The organism is Streptomyces sp. NPDC050549 (genome assembly GCF_040655035.1).
Taxonomy (GTDB): Bacteria; Actinomycetota; Actinomycetes; order Streptomycetales; family Streptomycetaceae; genus Streptomyces.
Map to the genome: position 1 here is coordinate 1 of NZ_JBFAJD010000047.1, position 21107 is coordinate 21107.

A 21107-nucleotide genomic window follows, 5' to 3' on the forward strand; every position below is an offset into this window, starting at 1 on the left:
TCGGCCGCAGCAGGCTCTCGGCGCCGTAGACGCCGTAGACGTCGAACCCCTGCCCCAGGGCGTTCGCCTGGGACAGGAACGGCAGATCCTGGACGGTTGGTTCGTTGGTCACGGATTCCCCCAAAGACGAGACGTGCGGACGGCCCGGGATCGGCCCGCACCGTCCTGCTCACGCGGCGGCTTGTCGGCCGTCGGGAGGGAGGAGTCCCGGCCGGCCGCGCTGATACACCGCCGAAACAACTCTCTCCGAGGGATCCGTCCGCCTGCCGGGCTCCCGGGAGAAGGGAAACCGCAGGAAGGGACCGTGCCCGGTTCCGGAGGTGGCGCGAGCGGAACTCATCGCCGGCTCGTTCCGACTACGCCAGGCGGCCTGCGCACCCGAACGTCAGGCTGAGCATCGTATACGTCTACGAAGCCGGTCCCGCCGAGTCCAACTGGGCTTCCGGAGCGTAGGAAACGCACGTCGGCGACCGGTTGCGGCATATAATTGGGCTGCCCTCGTGGACCCGCTCATCGGCCAGTCGGCATGCCCGAGCCTCAAGCAGTTTCGGGGCGGCCACCCCGCCGCGAAGGGGCAGCATGTACGCCAAGGCGACCGTCGGCACCTGCCTCTTCCTCCCACCCCGCAGTTGCGCGCCCTGCTGGCCCTCAACCTCGCCGTCGCCGCCGCGAGCGCGATGGTCACGGTCAACAGCGTGGTCTACGTCCGCGACCGGCTCGGCCAGAGTGCCGCCGACGTGTCCCTCGCGCTCGGCGCATACGGCGCGGGCTCGATGGTGGTCGCGCTGCTGCTGCCCCGCGTACTGGACCGGGTCCCGGACCGTGTGGTCATGCTGCGCGGCGCTCTGCTGCTCACCGTGGTCTTCGTCGGGCTGGGCGCCATCACGGCTGCCGGGAGCGGAAGTTGGCGGTGGCCCGGGCGGCTCGTGGTGTGGGCCGCCTTCGGCGCCGCCTGCTCGATGGTGCTCGCGCCGACCGGCCGGCTGATCCGTCGCTCGGCCCCTCCGGAGGAACGGACGTCGGTGTTCGCCGCCCAGTTCTCGCTGTCCCACAGTTGCTGGCCGCTGACGTATCCGCTGGCCGGGTGGCTGGGAGCGGAGGCGGGGCTCCAGGCGGCCGTGGTCGTGCTCGGGGCGGTCGCCCTTGCCGCGGGCCTGCTCGCGGTGCGCCTGTGGTCGGCCCGGGAACCGGTGACAGTCGAGCACGACCACACCAGCCTCGACGCGCCGCACCCTCACGTCGTCGGGACCGCGCGGGTCGCGAACGGCTGACGGCACAGCCACGACCCGCTCCACGACGGACTGCACGCTCGCCGCTGAACGGGCGGTGATGGGCGGAACGCCTGGCGCTCGTTCAGTCCTCGATGCCGCGCCGCACCCGCCGGGACGGGCCGAAGGCGTACAGGTCGAGGATGTCGGGTGGTTCAGCGAGGCCCGGCCCTCCGGCACGTACCCACGCGGCTATGTCGGCCGTCGCGTCCGGGTCGTTGACCAGCCCGAGCCAGACCGGCTGCCCGCCCGCGGCGCGTCCGGACGGTGAGGGCTGTACGACGATGACGTTGGCCCGCTCGCACGCGTCGAGGCAGTTCACGGCCCGGATCCGGGCGACGGAGCCCAGCTCGGCCTTCAGCGTGGCGAGTTGGGCGGCGTGGTCGACGCCGGGAATCCTGGCCGTGCCGCAGCAGCAGCCCCGGCACACGGTGACCATGCACGAAGACGCTGCCCGGTCGGCGGCGCGGGCCTTGCCCCGGCTCACTGGACTCCCCGCTTCCAGGCCGCTTCACGCAGCAGTCGCAGTCCGTTGAGGCCGACGATGACCGTGGAGCCCTCGTGCCCGGCGACGCCGAGGGGCAGCGGCAGGTGCCCCGCCAGGTCCCAGACGACCAAGGCAGCGATGAACACGCCCGCGATGACGAGGTTCTGGACGACGAGCTTGCGGGCGCGCCGAGAGAGAGCGATGACTGCAGGTACAGCGGCGAGTTCGTCGCGGACGATCACCGCGTCGGCGGTCTCCAGCGCGAGGTCGGAGCCCGCGCCGCCCATGGCGATGCCGGTGTGTGCGGCGGCCAGTGCGGGTGCGTCGTTGACGCCGTCCCCGACGACCAGCACCTTGCGCCCCGCGCCCTCCAGTTCCCTGACCGCACTCACCTTGTCCTGCGGCAGCAGCCCGGCCCGCACGTCCTCGATGCCGGCCTCGGCCGCGAGGCGGGCGGCTGCAAGGGGGTTGTCGCCGGTCAGCAGCAGGGGTGCGGTTCCGGTGAGGGACGTCAGCGACGACACAGTGGCAGCGGCATCGGGGCGCAAGCGGTCGGCGATGCCGAGTACGCCCACCGGCCCCCCGGCGAGGGTGACCAGCACGACAGTCCGGCCGTCCTGCTCAAGCGCACCCGCAAGCGCGGCGGCCCGTGCGGAGCCCGCGTCCGACGCCCCCGCGAGCAGCCGGGCCGGGGCACCGACCGCGACGGCGCGCCCGTCGACAGCGGCGGTCACTCCGACGCCGGGCGCGGAGGTGAAATCCTCCGCCACCGACAGGGCGAGTCCGCGCTCGCGTGCCGCATCCACGACGGCACGAGCCAGCGGATGCTCGCTCGGGTGCTCCGCCGCAGCGGCCAGTACCAGCAACTCGCCTTCGTCCAGCCCGGATCCGGCCAGCGGCCGGATGTCGGTGACCCGCGGGGTGCCCTCGGTCAGCGTGCCGGTCTTGTCGAGCGCCACGGCGTCCACCTGTCCGAGCCGTTCCATGACCACGGCAGACTTGACCAGCACGCCGTGCCGTCCGGCGTTGGCGATGGCCGACAGCAGGGGCGGCATCGTCGCCAGTACGACCGCGCACGGCGACGCCACGATCATGAACGTCATGGCCCGCAGCAGCGAGTCGGTCAGGTTCGCCCCGAAGGCGAGCGGGACGAGGAACACGGCGAGCGTCGCCGCCACCATCCCCAGCGAGTAGCGCTGTTCGACCTTCTCGATGAACAGTTGCGTGGGCGCCTTGGTCTCCGACGCCTCCTCCACCATCCGTACGATCCGGGCGATCACCGAGTCGGAGGCGCCGCGTTCGACACGGACGCGCAGGGCGCCGGTGCCGTTGAGAGTGCCGGCGAAGACCTCGTCGTCCTTCTCCTTGGCGACGGGCAGCGGCTCGCCGGTGATGGTCGCCTGGTCCACGTCACTGGCCCCGTCCAGCACCCGGCCGTCCGCGCCGACGCGCTCACCCGGCCGTACGAGGATCGTGTCACCGACGGCCAACTCCTCGACGGCGACGGCCACTTCCCCGTGGTCGGCGTCGAGGCGGGTGGCCATGGCCGGTGCCAGGTCCAGCAGGCCGCGCACGGAGTCGGCGGTCCGGGCCGTGGCCAGCGCCTCCAGCGCACCGGACGTGGCGAAGATGACGATCAGCAGCGCCCCATCCATGACCTGCCCGATCGCCGCCGCACCGAGCGCCGCGCCGATCATCAGGAGGTCGACGTCGAGGGTCTTGCCCTTGAGCGCCTTCAGCCCCTCCCAGCCCGGCTCCCACCCGCCGGTGGCGTACGACAGCGCGTACAGCGGACCCCACACGCAGACCGGTCCGCCGGTCAGCTGCAGCGGTAGGGCGAGGAGGAAGAGGACGGTGGCAGCAGCCGCCCAACGCGCCTCGGACAGGGCGAGGACACGGGTGCGGCGCCGGGAGGTATCGCCGTCGCGGGGCGGCGCGGCCCGGTCGGCGTGCGGCGGGGTGAGGGTGGAGGTCATCGGAGCGGAAGTCCTTCACGGAGGCATGACGAAGCAACGGTCGGCCGGCGATCCGGCCCCACCCCCTCCACCGTACAGGATCACATGAAGACTCATTCATACGTTCATTCGTGCATCTCCGTAGGATGGAGGCCATGGGCCACGGAGCTGACGCCAAGACCACCGCCACCGCGCGCGAGCGCCTGGAGGCCGTGGGCGCCACCGACGTCGCCGCTACGCTTCAAGCCCTGGCCACGCCCTCCCGGCTGCGGATCCTGACCCGCCTCCAGGAAGGCCCGTGCGCGGCGACCGAACTCGCCGACGCCGTCGGCATGGAGCAGTCCGCCTGCTCCCACCAACTGCGCCTGCTGCGCAACCTCGGCCTGGTCACCGGAGAGCGCCGGGGTCGCTCGGTCATCTACGCGCTCTACGACAACCACGTCGCCGAACTCCTGGAGCAGGCCCTCTACCACGTCGAGCACCTGCGCCTCGGCCTGCGCGACGCTACGACGAAAGTCCCGAGCGCGGCCGTCGGGACCCCCTGAGTCCGCGGCCGGCACGCATACGCGGGACGGCCGGAGGTCGGGCCGACGGCCCGGGGCGTCCTGCCGCAGCGACGTCCCCCCAGGCCCCTCCGCCGTCAACCCCTGGCCGCCACGGATGCGGCGAGTCGCGGTGCCGCGAACTCCGTGCCGCACGTGGATCACAGCAGTGCCCGAAGGTCGCCGCCGCCTGGATGCCGGTGAAGTACAGGCCCGGCACGGACGACTGGAGTCCGGCGTCGAGGTGCGGGAAGCCGGCCTTGCGGGTCAGTTCGGGGGCGAGGAAGTCCACCGCGTCGAGGCGGACCCGGTAGCCAGTGGCAGCCAGAACGTAACCGGTCTCGACGGCGTGGATCCGCCCGTCGGCGTCCCGGGTAGTGAGGGTGACCCAGTCGCCGTTCCGCGCGGCCCCGATGATGTGCTGCCCAACGTGGACGGACACGACGCCCTCCAGGCGGGGCTTGAGCCACCAGGAACCGAAAGGCCCCAGCACCCGCTTCACCAGCCGCAGCCTCATGGCCACAGGCAGGAAGCGGAAGGCCGCCACGTGGTAGACGACGCCGTACAGCCCCCAGGACCAGCCCAGCCCCGTGTCCGGCTGCCATTGCGGCGTAGTCGTCGGATCCGCGCCGAACACCAATCGCCTGCTGCGGACCAGCAGTTGTACCCGCGCTCCGGCTTCGTTCAGCAGAGCCGCGCTCTCCTGTGCCTACTGGACCGCGCCCACCACGACCACCTCCCTCCCCGCGAACTCCGCGAGGTCGGCGCGGTGGGAGCTGCGCGAAGCGAGTCCCTCGCGAAGGAGCGCCGCCAGCAACTCGGGGACGTACGCGAAACCGTCCATCCAACTGGCGACCACCACGGCCGACGCCCGCAGTTCGTCGGCCGAGGAGAACTTGGCGTCGGTATGACCACCGCCTGACGGACGTACTCCGGCTCCTGCACACCTTTCACCGGATATTCCGCCGTCGCTCCCTTGCCACAGGCGTCCCGGAGGATCTTTTTCAGGGTGCGGAATATGTTGACCTGGTTTCCCCGGCCGACCCCGCCGGCCTCCAATTCGGCACGCCTCCGCGGCGGACGGCGCCGTCCGCTTCTTCTCCCTGTAAATCTGCGTGAGACGTTCAATGGCGTCGCCCTGCGTGGGAAAGCCGCCCCCTTCGGTCTGCCTGCCCCGTCCGTTCCGAAAGCGGATCGCGTAAGGGTGAGGGCACTGAATCGGTTAGATGCAGTCGCAGCCCTTGAAGAACGACCCCATACCGCGGGCGAGCCGGCGAGCCATGTATCGGACCTTTCGGGTCACAGTCGGACATCTGTCCAGATCCGACCGTGACAGCCCCCGGGTCAGCGAGCCGAGACCCTACCGGACTCCATGCTGACCTTTTGCTGACCTGGATGGGCTCATGATGCCTCTGACCTGCACAGATGACCAAACGTCAGATCTTGGACTTGAACATGGTGCGCAGCATCGGACACTCCCGGGACTCGGCTCCCTGCCCGCAGTCGCGGGTCAAGGGCGGGTTTCACAGTATGCGTTGCGGTTGCCGGGTTCACTGCGGGGGATGAATGTGGCCACAGAGGCTGGATCAGCACCTGGGAGGCACCGTGACCACCGACTCAGAGCCCCGGGTGTCGGGGCTGGAGATACGTTCCATCGACTACGTCCCCCTCAACGAGCGCCACGGCAAGCTGTGGCACCTCGGCCCCCTGTGGTTCATGTCGAACGCACAGATCGCCACGCTGGCGGTCGGCCTGATCAGCATCACCGAGGGCGGCAACCTCATCTGGTCGCTGATCGCGATCGTCGCCGGCACCCTGCTCGGCACCTTCTTCATGGCCTTCCACTCGGCCCAGGGACCGCAGCTCGGACTGCCGCAGATGATCCAGTCGCGGCCCCAATTCGGCTACGTGGGCGCCCTGTTGGTGTGGCTGTTCGCCTATGTGCAGTACGCGGGCTTCAACGTCTTCAACACGATCCTGGCCGGTGAGGCCCTGCACACCACAGTGCACGGCAACACCAAGATGTGGGTGGCCGTGGTCACCGTGGTCGGCTTCGTGATCGCGCTGGTCGGCTACGACGTGATCCACAAGGCGGAGCAGTTCCTGACGTACACCTTCCTGGTCGTCTTCGGGATCTTCACCGTGGGTGTGCTGGCGACCCTGCACTATCCGGCGGGCTCCTTCGACCTCGGCGGCTTCTCCTGGACGCCGTTCCTCGCGCAGTTCGGTGTGGTGGCCGGCTATCAGATCAGCTGGGCGATCTACGTCTCGGACTACTCGCGCTACCTCCCGCCGGACGTGACCGTCCGCAAGACCTTCTACTGGACCTACTTCGGCTCGGCGCTCGGCGGGGTCTGGCTGATGACGCTGGGCGCGCTGCTCGCCGCCTGGGCGGGCAAGGACTTCGACACGATCCGCTCGATCAACGCGGCGGGCAGCAAGGTGTTCAGCGGCTTCGGCGCGATCGTGCTCCTCTTCGCCACCCTCGGCCTGATCTCCGTCACCGCACTGAACATGTACGGCGGTTCGCTGACCCTGATCAGCGCGATCGACTCGTTCAAGCGGGTCCATCCGACCGTGTCCGTACGGCTGTTGACGATCGGACTGACCGCCTTGCTGTCCCTGGTCGGCGCGCTGGCCGCGACCTCCGACTTCCTCACCAACTTCAACAACTTCCTGCTGCTGGTGCTCTATCTGTTCATCCCGTGGACCGCGGTGAACCTGATGGACTACTACGTGGTGCGCCGCGGTCACTACGCCATCGCGGAGATCTTCAACCCGCACGGCATCTACGGCCGTTGGGGCTGGCACGGGATCATCTCCTACCTCGTGGGCTTCGGTGTGATGGTGCCGTTCTTCTCGGTCGGCACGCTCTACGTCGGTCCCATCGCCCATGCCATGGACGGCGCCGACCTCTCCCTGTTCGTCGGGCTGCCGGTCGCCGCGCTGCTCTACTGGTGGCTCAGCCGCTCGATCGACGTGGCGGCCGAGATCCGGGTCGCCGAGGCGGAGGCCGAGATGTTGGAGCAGGCGGCGCACGAGCACCGCGAGCCCTGATGCTCCGTCAGGCGACCGCCTCCGGCTGCTGCTTCGCGAACTGTGTGCGGTACAGCTCGGCGTACCGCCCGTCGGCGGCCAGGAGTTCGTCGTGCGTGCCGCGTTCCACCACGCGGCCCGCCTCGACGACCAGGATCTGGTCGGCGGAGCGCACGGTGGACAGCCGGTGGGCGATCACCACGGCCGTGCGGCCCTGAAGCGCCTCCGTCAGGGCCTCCTGCACGGCGGCCTCCGAGGTGTTGTCCAGGTGGGCGGTGGCCTCGTCGAGGATGACGACGCGCTGGCGGGCCAGCAACAGGCGGGCGATCGTGAGGCGTTGACGCTCGCCTCCGGAGAGGCGGTAGCCGCGTTCGCCGACGACCGTGTCCAGGCCGTCGGGCAGGGACCGTACGAGATCGTCGAGGCGGGAGCGGCGCAGCGCGTCCCACAACTCGTCCTCGGTGGCGGCCGGCCGGGCCAGCAGCAGGTTGGCCCGGACCGAGTCGTGGAAGAGGTGGCCGTCCTGGGTGACCATGCCGAGGGTGGCCCGCAGGGAGGCGGCGGTGAGGTCGCGGACGTCGACCCCGCCGATGCGGACGGCGCCTTCGTCGACGTCGTAGAGGCGGGGCAGGAGTTGGGCGATGGTCGACTTGCCGGCGCCGGAGGAGCCGACGAGGGCGATGGTCTCGCCGGGTTCGGCGCGGAAGGAGACGCCGTGCAGGACCTCGGCGCCGCCGCGGGTGTCGAGGGTGGCGACCTCTTCGAGCGAGGCGAGGGAGACCTTGTCGGCGGAGGGGTAGGCGAAGCGGACCTCGTCGAACTCGACCGCCACCGGGCCCTCGGGGACCTCGCGGGCGTCCGGCTTCTCCTCGATCAGCGGTTTCAGGTCCAGCACCTCGAAGACGCGCTCGAAGCTGACCAGGGCGCTCATCACCTCCACGCGGGCTCCGGCGAGCGCGGTGAGCGGGGCGTAGAGGCGGGTCAGGAGCAGCGCGAGGGAGACGACCGCGCCGGGCTCCAGGGTGCCGTGCAGGGCGAACCAGCCGCCGAGGCCGTAGACGAGGGCGAGGGCCAGGGCTGAGACGAGGGTCAGGGAGGTGATGAACACCGACTGGGCGGTGGCCGTGCGGACGCCGATGTCGCGGACCCGGCTCGCGCGCTCGGCGAACTCCACGGACTCCTCCTCGGGGCGGCCGAAGAGTTTGACGAGGGTGGCGCCGGGGGCGGAGAAGCGTTCGGTCATACGGGTGCTCATCGCCGCGTTGAGCGTGGCCGCCTCGCGCTGCATGCGGGCCATCCGGCTGCCCATCCGGCGGGCCGGGACCACGAAGACCGGGAGCAGTACGAGCGCGAGCAGGGTGATCTGCCAGGACAGGGTGAGCATGACGGCCAGTGTGAGCAGGAGCGTGACGATGTTGCTGACCACTCCGGACAGGGTGTTGCTGAAGGCGCGTTGGGCGCCGATGACGTCGTTGTTGAGTCGGGAGACGAGCGCGCCCGTACGAGTACGTGTGAAGAACGCGACCGGCATGCGCTGCACATGATCGAACACAGCCGTCCGCAGATCGAGGATGAGCCCTTCCCCGAGCGCCGCGGAGAGCCGCCTGCCCAGGATCCCGAGGGCAGCCTCGGCGACCGCGATCAGGGCGATGAGCAGGGCAAGGCGTACGACGGTGCCGTCGTCACCGCCCGACACGATCGCGTCGACGACATGCCCGGCCAGTACGGGGGTCGCGACGGCGAGCAGGGCGGTCAGCACCCCGAGCAGGACGAAGCGGGCTATCGGGCGGCGGTGCGGTCGCGCGAACGCGGCGATGCGGCGCAGCGTGGCGCGGGCCAGCGGCCGGCGCTCCTGTTCGGCGGTCATGACACTGTGCAGTTGGGTCCATGCGGTGCTCTCCATGCTCATGGGGTAGACCGTAGGACCTCAAGCGGCGTTGAGGTCAACGCGTTCGCCAAAGCCTCGTGTAACGACGGGCGTAAGGAACTGTCCCCGCTGCCGCAACCCGCAGTTGTCGTGGCGCGGAGAACCTCCAGGGATGTGAGACACATCCGCGTCCGGCAGATCCTGTGCCTGCTTCCGCTGCTCCTGGTCGCCGTCGTCGCCGTTCAGCACCGGTCGGTCCTCGTCGCGGGCTTCGGCCAGCTGCGGGCGGCGGAGTGGCCCTGGCTGGCGGCGGCGGCCTGTGCCACCTGTCTGACCTGGGTCGCCGCCGCGGTCACCCGGCAGGGTGCCGTGGTCGAACGGCTGCCTGCGCGGCGGCTGTTGGCCACGCAGTTCGCGGCGGGCGCCGCAAATCATCTGCTGCCCACGGGACTTGGCGCGGGCGCGGTGAACCTGCGGTTCCTGACGGTGTGCGGGCTGCCCCTGGCCCGTTCGTCGGCGGCGCTGGCGCTGTTCGTGCTCGCGGAGTCGATAGCGCGGCTGACTCTGCTCACCGGTCTGCTGATCGCCTTCCCGGACGCCCTGCGCCTGGGAACCCTCCTTCCGGCGGGGGCAGTTGGCCCGCTGCTGCTGATCATCGGAGCCGTGCTGTGCGCGGCGGTCGTCGTGCTCGTTCTGGTGCGGCGGCTGCGTACGGCCGTCCTGTCGTTCCTGCGCACCGCGCTGAGCGAGGCCCGTTCCGTGCACAGCCGTCCGGCCCGGGCGCTCGCGCTGTGGGGCGGTTCGCTGGCGTTCCCCGCCCTCCAGGCGGCCGGACTGGTCGCCGTGGGGCAGGCGTTGGACCTGCCGGTGCCGCCGGCGCAGATGGCGCTCGCCTATCTGGCGGCGACGGTGGCCGTCGCGCTGGTGCCCACGCCGGGCGGGATCGGCTCGGTGGAGGCCGCGCTGATCGTGGCGCTGGTCGCGGCGGGCGGCCCGGTCGCGGTGGCCACTGCGGTGGTGCTGGCGTACCGGATCATCACGGTCTGGATCCCCATCATTCCGGGCGCGTTGACGCTCGGCGCGCTGGTCCGGCTGAGAGTCATCTGATTCACGAGAACTCCGGATCGTCCCCGATCGGACCGTTCAGGCCCACGGCCGCCAGCGAGATCGTCCCCAGGCCGAAGTAGCCGAGTGACAGCGACAGCAAGTCCGGTAAGGCGCTGCGGGACGGCATCACGCCACCTCGTCTTCCGAACGGGAAAGTTGCATACGGCGACCGTAGGAACGGCGGGCCGGCCCTCGCGCGCGTCGCGAGGAAGCCGGCGGCACTGCCCGAGGTCCGCCCCCGCACTGCGTCAGGTCGCGCCGAAGGACCGTGAACGCAGCGCCAGCGGCACGCTCCGGCCGGTACTGATCAGCCAGTGCTCGACGCCGTTGACCAGCAGAAGCAGCAGGGTGGTGAGGGCCAGCACGGCGAGGGCCGGCACCAGGGGCGCGACGACGACGGCGGCCAGGAGGACCGGCCCGCGGTGGAAGCGGGTGGCGGACGTGGCGCCGAACATGCGGCGACGCGTGTAGCAGCACGTGAGCAGGATCAGGGCGGCGCCGACGGGCAGCAGTCCGGCGGCGCCGGAGTGCGGGGCCCGCAGCGGGTCGTGCACGGTGCGTGCGGCGCCGACGGAAACCAGCAACAGGCCCGCGACCAGGGCGAGATGGCCCTAGCTGAAGACGTCGCGGACGACGACGGCGGAGGTGGGGTGGGTGCGCAGGGCGTGGGCGACGGCCGAGGCGGCGATGTGGAAGTAGAGCCACCACAGGGCGCAGCCGATGAGGAAGGGCGAGGACGAGCGCGGTCAGGCTGACCGGGTCGAGGGGACCCTTGGCGACTCCGGCACCGACGGAGAAGATGTTCTCGCCGAGGGCGATGATGAACGGTCCCGAAGCGCTCCGGGAGATGGTCGACGCCGAAGGCCAGTCGCCGCAGATGGCCGCTGAGCAGCACGGGCGCCACGAGTTCGGCGATCACCGCGAATGCCCAGCACACCTCGCGCCAGGGGGCGGGGAGGGTGGCGGCGGCGAACAGCACCAGGGCGAAGGCGAGTCCGGCGCGGTAGGGGTGGATGGTGTGGAGGGCGCACTCCCTGCGGATGGCCTCGCCGATGAGCAGGCGCAGGGCGAGGTAGCCGCCCGCGTACAGCAGGGCCTGTTCCCGGTCGGCGAGTGCCTGTGGCGCGGCGACCGCCATGCCGTGGACGGCGAGTGCGGTCATCAGGAGGAACACGCGTTGCAGATTGGTCTCGTGGACGGCGTTCATCGCCATGACGACGTCCACCCAGGCCCACCAGAGCGGGACGAGGACGAGCAGACACTGTCCGAGGACGGCCCAGGTGTGGTGTCCGGCGAGCAGGTGCGCGATCTGGCCCCCGCCGAACGCGAGGACCAGATCGAGGAAGAGCTCCGCCCGGGTGGCCCGGGCGCGCACCTGAACGGCCGGGACGGTCGTTGTCGCGGTAGCGTCGGTCATCGCCGTATCGGCGCACGGGCGGGGACCGGCTGGCACGGAATCGGCGAACCGGGCTGCTACTGCGGCGAGTCGGCTCGCCTGCTGTGGGAACTCCGGGGCTCTGCGAGCAACTCCCCTACGGCGGCGGCGACATGGCTGCCCTCGCGGGTGGCGGTGGCCGCGCTCTCCCCGGGGTGCAGCACACCGCCGGCGGCGAACACGCCGGGCCGCGAGGTGTGCAGGGTCCCGTCGACGGCTGGACCCCGGGTGCCGGGATCCAGCACGAGCCCGCCACGCCTCGCGAGTTCGTGGTCGGGCACGAAGTCCCCGGTGAACACGACCGTGTCGCAGGCCAGTTGGGCGATACGGCCGTCCCGGTGGCGGACTCGGACGCCGGACAGCCGTCCGTGGCCGAGGAGTTCGGTGACGGTGGCGTCGGCGAGGAGGGGGACGCGGTGTCGGAGGCGGGCGTGGTGGGCGCGGGCGGTCGTCGTCTGCGAGCGTCCCAACTCGGTGACCATCGCGACGACTTCGGCCCCGGCGGCCCGCGCGGTGTCGGCCGCCGCGTAGGAGACCTGCTCGGCACCGACCACGACCACCCGGGTGCCGATCCGCTGCCGGTACAGATGCACCGCCTGTTGCAACTCGCCGGTGGTGTACACCCCGCCGGGCCGGGTGCCCGGCACCAGGCGAGCGGCGCGGGGGCGTTCACGGGCTCCGGTGGCGAGCACGACGGCCGCCGCACGGACGATCTCCGGCCCTCGCGGGCCAACGGTGTCGAGAGCCAGCGGCCCCGCCCAGTCGAGGGCGGTGACCCCGGTACGGACGACGGCTCCGGCACGCACGGCGGCGCCGAGGGCCAGGCGGGCGTACGCGGGCCCGGCGAGGGGACGCGTCCAGGTGCCGAAGCCGCCGTGGTGGCAGTGCCGGGGTACTCCCCCGGCCTGCTGTTCCCGGTCCAGGACTTCGACGCGGGCGATTCCGGCAGCGGCGAGCCGCGCGGCGGCGGCGAGTCCGGCGGGGCCCGCGCCGACGATCAGGACGTCGACGTGGCGGAGTGGGCCGGTCACGCCCCGCCCCCTTCGAACAACTCCCGCACTGCCGCCCCGCAGTAGAACCCCTGACAGCGGCCGGCCCGGGCCCTCGTACGCCGACGCAGCCCGTCGAGGCCGCGCGGCGGAATCGTGCTGGCGAGCGCGTCCCGTATCTCGCCGCGCGTCACGCGCTCGCAGTGGCAGACGAGGGTGGCGTACTCCGGGTCTGCGGCGACGAGTTCGGCCCGTTGGCAGGGGCGGGGGAATGCCTCACCCAGGTTGGGCATGCGTACCGGATCCAGGTCCTGTGCCCGGCCGAGTTCGAGGCCCGTCTCGGCGAGCAGAACGGTGACGTGCGCGGCGATGGCGAGGGACGCGGTGAGGCCGGTGGAGCGGATGCCGCCGACCGTGAGGTACGCCTGCCCGGGGTGGGCGGTGATGCGGTAGTCGTCGTGCTCGGTGGCGGCGCGCAGGCCGGCGTAGACGGCGGTGATCTCCTCGTCGAGCAGCGCGGGCAGGATGCGGGCGCCCTTCTCCCGCAGCAGGGCGAGGCCTTCGGCGGTCGAGCCGGTCGCCCGCTTGTCGTCCAGGTCTTCGGCGGTGGGGCCGAGGAGCAGGTTGCCGTAGACGGTCGGGGCGACCAGCACTCCCTTGCCGAGTGCCGTGGGGACGGGCAGGAGGATGTGGCGGAGCAGGTCGCGGGCGAGCTTGTCGAAGACGATCAGCTGACCCCGGCGCGGGGTCACGGTGAAGTCGTGGTGGCCGAGCCGGCGGTCGAGGGTGTCGGCGTGCAGTCCGGCGGCGTTGACGAGGTACCGGGCGCGCAGGGTGCCCCGGGTGGTGCTGAGCACATGGTCGCCGTCCTGCCGACTCGTCTTCTCCACACGGGAGTTGAGGTGCAGGTCGACTCCGTGCCGGACCGCCTGGGTGGCGTACGCCAGTGTCGTCGTCCACGGGCAGATGATGCTCTCGCCGGGCACGTGCAGGGCGCCGAGCGCGCCGGGGCCGAGGTGTGGTTCGCGTGCGTGGAGTTCGGGCGGCTCGATGAGGCGGGCGTCGCCGTATTCGTTGCGTACGGCCTTCTCCGCCAAGTGCGGGAGCGCCGCGAGCTGTTCCTCGTCCCAGGCGACGAGCAGCGCGCCGACCTGCTCGACGGGGATGCCCGACTCGGCCGCGTAGGCGGTGAGCCGGCGGGCGCCCTCGCGGACCAGGCGGGCTTCAAGTGAGCCCGGTACCGCGTCGAAGCCGGTGTGCAGGATCGCGGTGTTGGCCTTGGATGTGCCCTGGCCGACGTCGTCCTGGGCCTCGACGATCGCGACGCGCAGGTCCGGGTGGCGGGTCAGTTCGCGGGCGATCGCGCAGCCGACCACCCCCGCCCCGACCACCGCCACGTCGTAACTCCGCGACGGGAGCGGGCCGTTGGCCGTGACGGTCATACGGGGGTGCGGTCGAGCAGGGCGGTGACCTCGGCCCGGAAGGCGGCGAGGCGTTCGGCCGCCCGGTCGGGACCGATACGGGGCTCGTAGACGGCGGAGGGTTTCCCGTCGGGCAGCGCGTCGGCGAGGGCCAGTCCGGGCTCGGCGCCGAGGCGGGCCAGCGCGCCCGCGCCGAGGGCGGTCGCGTCGGGCAGTACGGACACCTCGACGGGGCGTTGCAGCAGGTCCGCCTGGGTCTGCATGAGCAGGGCGGAGCGGGTGAGGCCGCCGTCGACGCGCAGCACGTCGAGGGGTGCGCCGAGGTCCGTGGCGGCGGCTTCGGCGAGTCCGACGACCTGTGCGGCGAGGCCCTCGCACAAGGCGTGCACCAGATGTCCGGCCGTGGTGTCGAGGCCGAGACCGGTGAGGGAGCCGCGCAGGTCGCCGCGCCACCAGGGGGCGGCGAGTCCGGCCAGGGCGGGGACGAAGGTGACGCCGCCGTTGTCGGGGACGGTGCCGCCGAGGCGGTCGAGGTCGGCGGGGCCGGTGATGACGCCGAGGTCGGTGAGCCAGCGTACGGCGGACGCCGCCGTGTACACCTGCCCGTCGAGGCAGTAACTGGTCCGGCCGTCCAGCCGCCACGCCACGCAGCTCGCCAGGCCCGAGTCCCCGTGCCGGGGTGTGTCGCCGGTGTGTGCGAGCAGGAACGCCCCTGTTCCGTAGGTGCACTTGGCGCCGCCGGGGGCGGTGATCCGCTGGGCGAGCAGGGCCGCCTGCTGGTCCACGACGAGTCCGGTGAGGGGGATCTCGGCGCCGAACGCGGTGGTCGTACCGATGGGTTGGGCGCAGTCGACGACTCCCGGGAGGCGTTCGTCCAGGAGTCCGTAGAGGTCGAGGGCGCGGGGCGACCAAGAGGTCTTGTCCAGGTCGAGGAGTTGGGTACGGCCGGCCGTCGCGGCGTCGGTGACATGGGTGCCGGTGAGGCGGTGCACCAGCCAGGAGTCGCTGGTGGTGACCATGCCCTCGCGGGTGAGGTGGCGGCGGATCCAGGCCATCTTGGGCGCGGCGAAGTACGGGTCGAGCGGCAGGCCGGTCAGTCGGCGTAACTCATTCGCGTGCTCGGCGAGTTCGGCGCACACACTCTCGGCTCGGCGGTCCTGCCACACCAGCGCGTCGGTCAGGGGCATGCCGGTGTCGGGGTCCCAGGCGAGTACGGTCTCGCCCTGGTTGGCGAGGCCCAGGGCGGTCACGGGTTCGTCGGCCTCGGCGAGTGCGCGGCGGCCGGCGACGATCACCGACTCGTACAGTTCCTCGGGGTCGGCCTCCACCAGGCCGCCCGGCAGCCGACGGTTTCCCACCGAGACGAACCCGGTGCCGATCACGCCGCGTTCGGGGCAGATCACCAGGGCCTTCGTACCGGATGTTCCCTGGTCGACGGCGAGTACCGGACCCGTCATACCACCCCTCCCGTAGATCAACGCCCGACAGCCTGCCGCCGGTCCGCACACCACGTCAAGCATTTCTGATCTTCAGTCAACTGGCAGATATATCTGTGGAGTTGGGGAGGGAGGGGAAACCGGTGGTGATGCGGAACGTGCGACTTGCCGCGCTCGACGGTGGTACGGGCGTCGTCCGAAACCCATGCTCACAGCCCCGCACCGGGTACGAACTCCCCGTCCGGATACGGCAGGATGAGCGGTCGCGCCGGTGTACGGGTCCCTCCCGGCCGGCGTGAGCGCAATACCGGCAATGCCCGCAATTCGAGCAGGTGGCAACGTGACGACACTTCACATCCGGCCGTCGGCGGCCCTCTCCGCCGCAGCTTCGTTCCCCGGAGGTGACCGATGAACCGCACGCCGACCCTGGACGACTTCATGCTGGCCGGAATCGCCCTGGCCTCGGGCCTGTTGGCGGCCTTTCTGCTGCGCGTACTGCTGCGCTGGCTCGGCAAGCACGCCGACCGGACCCGGTGGAGCGGTGACGACGTGATCGTCGACGCGCTGCGGACCGTGGTGCCGTGGTCGGCGATCGCCGGTGGCGCGGCGGTCGCAGGGGCGGTGCTGCCCTTGACGCACACGGTCCAGCACCAGGTCAACCAGACCCTCCGGGTGCTGGTCATCCTCGCCGTGACGGTCTCGGCGGCCCGGGTGATAGCCGGTCTGGTCCGGGCTGTCACCAACTCCCGCTCCGGCGTTGCCGGTTCGGCCACCATCTTCGTCAACATCACCCGGATACTGGTCCTGGCCATCGGCTTCCTGGTGATGCTGCAGACGCTCGGCATCTCGATAGCGCCGATGCTCACCGCCCTGGGCGTCGGCGGTCTCGCCGTCGCGCTCGCGCTTCAGGACACCCTCGCCAACCTCTTCGCCGGCATCCACATCCTCGCCTCGAAGACCGTGCAGCCCGGCGACTACATCCGGCTGAGCAGCGGCGAGGAAGGATACGTCGAGGACATCAACTGGCGTCAGACGACGGTCAGGGCGCTCTCCAACAACCTCGTCGTCATACCGAACGGCCAGCTCGCCAAGACGAACATGACCAACTTCATGCGTCCCGAGCAGCAGTTGACGATCCTGGTCCAGGTGGGCGTCGGCTACGACAGCGACCTGGAGCATGTCGAGGAAGTGACCATGGAGGTCATCGCCGAGGTCATGACCGGCATCACCGGCGCGATCCCGGAGCACGAACCGGCCATCCGTTTCCACACCTTCGGCGACTCCCGGATCGGCTTCACGGTGATCCTGGGCGTGGGCGAGTTCAGCGACCAGTTCCGCATCAAGCACGAGTTCATCAAGCGCCTGCACAAGCGGTATCGCGCGGAAGGCATCCGGATCCCGGCGCCCACACGGACCGTGGCGTTGCAGCAGGGCGCCATCGCCATACCGCAGCAGCGGATCCCTGAGGACGAGCCGGGCGAAGTCTCCTCCGCCCGGCTCGACTGACCTGGCCGGTCAAGTCCCTCAGAGAGTCGCCGAGTTGTCGTGGTAGTGCCCGCCGGTCCGGCCGTGCGGGACGGTGAGCGTCGGCTTCACCGGCGTCACCGTCCAGTCCGGATGGCCGGGCATGCGCGGCGTCGTCGTGCCGTAGAGCCAGTCCCGCAGGAAGCCGGACAGGTCCTGGCCGGAGACCCGCGACGCGACGGCGATGTAGTCCTCCGTCGTCGCCGAGGAGTCGCGGTACCGGGCGAGGAACGCACGTTCCACGGCGTGGAAGACGTCCTCGCCGATCAACTCCCGCAAGGCGTACAGGACCAGGACGCCACCCAGGTAGCGCTGGCTGTCGAAGAGGTTGACCGCGTTGGGGGCCGCCACCGGGCCCGAGTCGTGGCGCCACTGGTCGCCGCGCGCGTAGGTGTCCTTCATGCGGGCTTCCATCGTGGTCAGCCCGAGGGAGTCGGCCCAGCCGCGCTCGTAGCGGTAGAGCAGCCCGTAGAAGTCGGCGTGCCCCTCGTTCAGCCACAGGTCGGCCCAGGTGGCGGGGCTGACGCTGTTGCCGAACCAGGAGTGGACCAGCTCGTGCATCATGTGCGAGCCGATCTTGCTCTCCACCTGGAGCAGGAAGTTCGGCTTGTACAGGGTGAGGGTCTGGGTCTCAAGTCCCGTGAAGTCGAAGGCATTCGGGTCGTCGGAGTTGCAGGGCAGCAGTCCGTACGTCTCGAACGGGAAGGCCCCCAGCCGCTGCTCCAGCCAGTCCACCAGGCCCGGCGTCAGCGCGAGCGCCGGTTCCAGGGCGGCGGCGCGGGCCGTCGGCACGATGTCCCGCAGCGGCAGGCCGTGCGGGCCGCCGCGCTCCTTGACGACGTAGTCGCCGACCGTGATCTGCACCAGCTCGGTCGCCATCGGCGAGCGTGAGCGGTAGCTGAACGCGGTCCGGTCGCCGTCCAGCCGCGCGGTGCCCACCAGTTGGCCGTTCGCGACCCCGCGCAGCCCGTCCGGGACGGTGATCCGGAAGGTGAAGTCGGCCTTGTCGCTGGGGTGGTCGTTGCAGGGGAAGACGGTGTGCGCCAGGTTCGGCTGGCCGCACACCGCGAAACCGTCGGGAGTGACGACCCAGCCGCCGGCGGGCGCGGCGGCGCGGCCCGGGTCGACGGAGTACTCCACGCAGACGGTGACCCGGGCCTTCGCCGGGAGGGTTCCGGCGGGCGTGATCCGCAGCTTCTGGTCGGCCTGCTCGAAATCTGCCCTACGGCCCTGGACGCGGACCTCGTGGATGTCGAGGCCGAGGGCGTCGAGGGAGAACCGGGTCAGGCAATCGCTCGTATGGAGTTCTATCGTGACCGTGCCGTCGACGAGCCTGGTCGTCGCGTCGTAGGCGAGGTCGAGGTCGTAGGAGCGGACGCGGTAGCCGTCGTTGCCGAGACTCGGGAAGACCGGGTCGCCGAGGGTCTCTGCACCCTCTTCACCGTGGCCCCGTCCGTTCGTCTCGTCGCCGTTCCCCCGTCCGGCCGCGAAGGCCGGGGAACCCGTGGTCAGCGCTGTTGCCGTACCGATCAGGGCGGCCAGCGGGGCCGTCACTCTGGTGCGATTTCTCATGATCCGCTTTCGCTCGGGCGGCCGGGTGGTCAGCTCCGGCCGTCGGTCAGTGAAGGTGATCCACCCCTTACTGACTTCCGGACCGGGCGGTCGGTTGCCCTTGATCGACGGACAGATGTTCGCGCAGTGCGGACGGACCGCTGTCGAGTGGGATCCCATCACGAGATATCTTGATGTCGAGCAATGTTGCAGACGTGGAGCGGAGCACCGGTGACTGACTCGACCATCATCTATACGCACACTGACGAGGCCCCGGCCCTGGCGACGTATTCCTTCCTGCCGGTGGTCCAGGCGTACGCCTCGCAGGCGGGTGTCGCCGTGACCACGCGGGACATCTCGCTGGCCGGGCGCATCATCGCCGTGTTCCCGGAGTACCTCACCGAGGACCAGCGGATCCCGGACGCCCTGCACGAGCTGGGCGAACTGGCGAAGACGCCCGAGGCCAACATCATCAAGCTGCCGAACATCTCGGCGTCCATCCCGCAGCTCAAGGCCGCCGTGGCCGAGCTGCAGGAGCAGGGCTACGCGCTGCCGAACTACCCGGACGACCCGAAGACCGACGAGGAGCGGGACATCCAGTCCCGCTACGACAGGATCAAGGGCTCCGCGGTCAACCCGGTCCTGCGCGAGGGCAACTCCGACCGGCGCGCCCCCGCCTCGGTCAAGAACTACGCCAAGACCCACCCGCACCGCATGGGCGCCTGGTCGGCCGACTCCAAGACCAATGTCACGACCATGGGCGAGAACGACTTCCGCTCCACCGAGAAGTCCGTGACGATCACCGAGGCCGGTGCGCTGCGCATCGAGCTGGTCGCCGAGGACGGCACCACCACCGTGCTGCGCGAGTCGGTACCCGTCCTCAAGGACGAGGTCGTCGACGCCTCCGTGCTGCACGTCGCCGAGCTGCGCGAGTTCCTCACCGCGCAGATCGCCCGCGCCAAGGCCGAGGGCATCCTCTTCTCGGTGCACCTCAAGGCCACGATGATGAAGGTCTCCGACCCGATCATCTTCGGCCATGTGGTCCGCGCCTTCTTCCCGAAGACCTTCGAGCAGTACGGCGCCACGCTCGCCGCGGCCGGTCTCTCCCCGAACGACGGTCTGGGCGGCATCCTCAAGGGCCTGGCCGCGCTGCCCGAGGGCGACGCGATCAAGGCCTCCTTCGACGCGGAGATCACCGAGGGCCCCGCGCTCGCGATGGTCGACTCCGACAAGGGCATCACCAACCTGCACGTGCCGTCCGACGTCATCGTCGACGCCTCGATGCCGGCCATGATCCGCACCTCCGGCCACATGTGGGGCCCGGACGGCGCGGAGGCGGACACCCTCGCGGTGCTCCCGGACTCCTCCTACTCCGGCGTCTACCAGGCCGTCCTGGACGACTGCCGCGCCCACGGCGCCTACGACCCCTCGACGATGGGCTCGGTGCCCAACGTCGGTCTGATGGCACAGAAGGCCGAGGAGTACGGCTCCCACGACAAGACCTTCGAGGTCCAGGCGGCCGGTACGGTCCGCCTCGTCGACCAGGCCGGCAACGTCGTCCTGGAGCAGGCGGTCGCCAAGGGTGACATCTTCCGCGCCTGCCAGACCAAGGACGCCCCGATCAAGGACTGGGTGAAGCTGGCCGTCACGCGTGCCCGTGCCACCGGGAACCCGGCGGTGTTCTGGCTCGACGAGACCCGCGCGCACGACGCCCAGCTGATCAAGAAGATCGAGGCGTACCTGCCGGAGCACGACACCGAGGGTCTGGACATCCGTGTCCTCGCCCCGGTCGAGGCCACCAAGCTGTCGGTGGAGCGCATCCGCCGCGGCGAGGACACGATCTCGGTGACCGGCAACGTGCTGCGCGACTACCTGACCGACCTCTTCCCCATCCTGGAGCTGGGCACCAGCGCCAAGATGCTGTCGGTCGTCCCGCTGATGGCGGGCGGCGGCCTCTTCGAGACGGGCGCCGGCGGCTCCGCGCCGAAGCACGTGCAGCAGCTGGTCAAGGAGGACTACCTGCGCTGGGACTCGCTCGGTGAGTTCTTCGCGCTGGTCCCCTCCCTGGAGCAGTACGCCACGTTCACCGGCAACGCCCGCGCCAAGGTCCTCGCCGACACCCTCGACCGCGCCACGGCGACCTTCCTCAACGAGGACAAGTCGCCGACCCGTCGCGTCGGCGGCATCGACAACCGCGGCAGCCACTTCTACCTCTCCCTGTACTGGGCGCAGGAGCTGGCCGCGCAGACCGAGGACGCGGACCTGGCCAAGGCCTTCGCCGGTCTCGCCGACACCCTCGCGGGCGCCGAGCAGACGATCATCGAGGAACTCCTCGCGGTCCAGGGCAAGCCGGCCGACATCGGCGGCTACTACCAGCCCGACCCGGCCAAGGCCGCGAAGGTCATGCGCCCGTCGACGACGTGGAACGAGGCGCTGGCTTCCCTGAGCTGACGCACGGAGCCTTCCAGGCCACTCGCGCTCGTCTGTCC

Annotated in this window: 16 protein-coding genes and 1 pseudogene; 6 read left to right on the plus strand and 11 right to left on the minus strand. The window is 70.7% G+C overall.

Annotated features, from left to right (window positions below):
* Positions 1-500 precede the first annotated feature (500 nt).
* Complete coding sequence (locus tag AB0I51_RS41355; RefSeq protein WP_362983544.1) at positions 501-1271, plus strand: MFS transporter; 771 nt, start codon at positions 501-503, stop codon at positions 1269-1271.
* Between the two features lie 82 nt (positions 1272-1353).
* On the opposite strand, the gene AB0I51_RS41360 is transcribed toward AB0I51_RS41355, so the two are convergent.
* Both AB0I51_RS41360 and AB0I51_RS41365 read right to left on the minus strand, forming a co-directional pair.
* Positions 1354-1707, minus strand: a complete 354-nt coding sequence (locus AB0I51_RS41360; protein WP_362983599.1) for a (2Fe-2S) ferredoxin domain-containing protein — start codon at positions 1705-1707, stop codon at positions 1354-1356.
* A 44-nt stretch (positions 1708-1751) separates the two neighbouring features.
* On the minus strand, positions 1752-3731 hold the full coding sequence (locus tag AB0I51_RS41365) for a heavy metal translocating P-type ATPase (protein ID WP_362983545.1): 1980 nt from the start codon (positions 3729-3731) through the stop codon (positions 1752-1754).
* Between the two features lie 134 nt (positions 3732-3865).
* Here AB0I51_RS41365 and AB0I51_RS41370 point away from each other — a divergent pair, with 134 nt between their 5' ends.
* Complete coding sequence (locus AB0I51_RS41370; RefSeq protein ID WP_362983546.1) at positions 3866-4255, plus strand: metalloregulator ArsR/SmtB family transcription factor; 390 nt, start codon at positions 3866-3868, stop codon at positions 4253-4255.
* Here AB0I51_RS41370 and AB0I51_RS41375 read toward each other — a convergent pair.
* Positions 4215-4889 carry a hypothetical protein gene (locus AB0I51_RS41375; protein ID WP_362983547.1) on the minus strand — a complete coding sequence of 225 codons (675 nt, stop codon included), beginning with the start codon at positions 4887-4889 and terminating at the stop codon, positions 4215-4217. The genes AB0I51_RS41370 and AB0I51_RS41375 overlap by 41 nt on opposite strands.
* Positions 4890-4961: 72 nt before the next feature.
* Positions 4962-5114, minus strand: coding sequence for a hypothetical protein (locus AB0I51_RS41380; protein WP_362983548.1), 153 nt, complete (start codon positions 5112-5114; stop codon positions 4962-4964).
* Between the two features lie 743 nt (positions 5115-5857).
* Between AB0I51_RS41380 and AB0I51_RS41385 the strand changes: the two genes are divergently transcribed.
* Positions 5858-7309: a cytosine permease gene (locus tag AB0I51_RS41385; protein WP_362983549.1), complete on the plus strand. Its 1452-nt coding sequence runs from the start codon at positions 5858-5860 to the stop codon at positions 7307-7309.
* 7 nt (positions 7310-7316) lie between these two features.
* Here the strand turns inward: AB0I51_RS41385 and AB0I51_RS41390 are convergent, their stop codons facing one another.
* Positions 7317-9191 (minus strand): ABC transporter ATP-binding protein, encoded by a 1875-nt coding sequence (locus tag AB0I51_RS41390; protein ID WP_362983600.1) that lies wholly within the window; start codon positions 9189-9191, stop codon positions 7317-7319.
* A 138-nt stretch (positions 9192-9329) separates the two neighbouring features.
* Here AB0I51_RS41390 and AB0I51_RS41395 point away from each other — a divergent pair, with 138 nt between their 5' ends.
* Positions 9330-10262, plus strand: a complete 933-nt coding sequence (locus AB0I51_RS41395; protein WP_362983550.1) for a lysylphosphatidylglycerol synthase transmembrane domain-containing protein — start codon at positions 9330-9332, stop codon at positions 10260-10262.
* 248 nt (positions 10263-10510) lie between these two features.
* On the opposite strand, the gene AB0I51_RS41400 is transcribed toward AB0I51_RS41395, so the two are convergent.
* The 5 genes and pseudogenes from AB0I51_RS41400 to AB0I51_RS41420 form a co-directional block, all read right to left on the minus strand.
* Positions 10511-10816 carry a hypothetical protein gene (locus AB0I51_RS41400; protein WP_362983551.1) on the minus strand — a complete coding sequence of 102 codons (306 nt, stop codon included), beginning with the start codon at positions 10814-10816 and terminating at the stop codon, positions 10511-10513.
* Positions 10750-11679: a low temperature requirement protein A gene (locus AB0I51_RS41405; RefSeq protein ID WP_362983552.1), complete on the minus strand. Its 930-nt coding sequence runs from the start codon at positions 11677-11679 to the stop codon at positions 10750-10752. Before AB0I51_RS41405 ends, AB0I51_RS41400 begins: the two co-directional genes overlap by 67 nt.
* Positions 11680-11780: 101 nt before the next feature.
* Positions 11781-12728: pseudogene (locus AB0I51_RS41410) on the minus strand (FAD-dependent oxidoreductase); the annotation flags it as partial.
* A complete protein-coding gene (locus AB0I51_RS41415; RefSeq protein WP_362983553.1) occupies positions 12725-14128 on the minus strand; it encodes an FAD-dependent oxidoreductase in 1404 nt (467 codons plus the stop codon). The pseudogene AB0I51_RS41410 and the gene AB0I51_RS41415, both read right to left, overlap by 4 nt.
* Entirely contained in the window at positions 14125-15564 is a 1440-nt protein-coding gene (locus AB0I51_RS41420) for an FGGY family carbohydrate kinase (RefSeq protein WP_362983554.1), read from the minus strand. The genes AB0I51_RS41415 and AB0I51_RS41420 overlap by 4 nt, the downstream gene beginning before the upstream one ends.
* 387 nt (positions 15565-15951) lie before the next feature.
* Between AB0I51_RS41420 and AB0I51_RS41425 the strand changes: the two genes are divergently transcribed.
* Entirely contained in the window at positions 15952-17049 is a 1098-nt protein-coding gene (locus AB0I51_RS41425; RefSeq protein ID WP_362983555.1) for a mechanosensitive ion channel family protein, read from the plus strand.
* Positions 17050-17067: 18 nt separating this feature from the next.
* Here the strand turns inward: AB0I51_RS41425 and AB0I51_RS41430 are convergent, their stop codons facing one another.
* Positions 17068-18639: a M1 family metallopeptidase gene (locus AB0I51_RS41430; protein ID WP_362983556.1), complete on the minus strand. Its 1572-nt coding sequence runs from the start codon at positions 18637-18639 to the stop codon at positions 17068-17070.
* 210 nt (positions 18640-18849) lie between these two features.
* On the opposite strand from AB0I51_RS41430, the gene AB0I51_RS41435 reads away from it, so the two are divergent.
* Positions 18850-21069 carry an NADP-dependent isocitrate dehydrogenase gene (locus AB0I51_RS41435; RefSeq protein WP_362983557.1) on the plus strand — a complete coding sequence of 740 codons (2220 nt, stop codon included), beginning with the start codon at positions 18850-18852 and terminating at the stop codon, positions 21067-21069.
* The last annotated feature ends 38 nt before the right edge of the window (positions 21070-21107 follow it).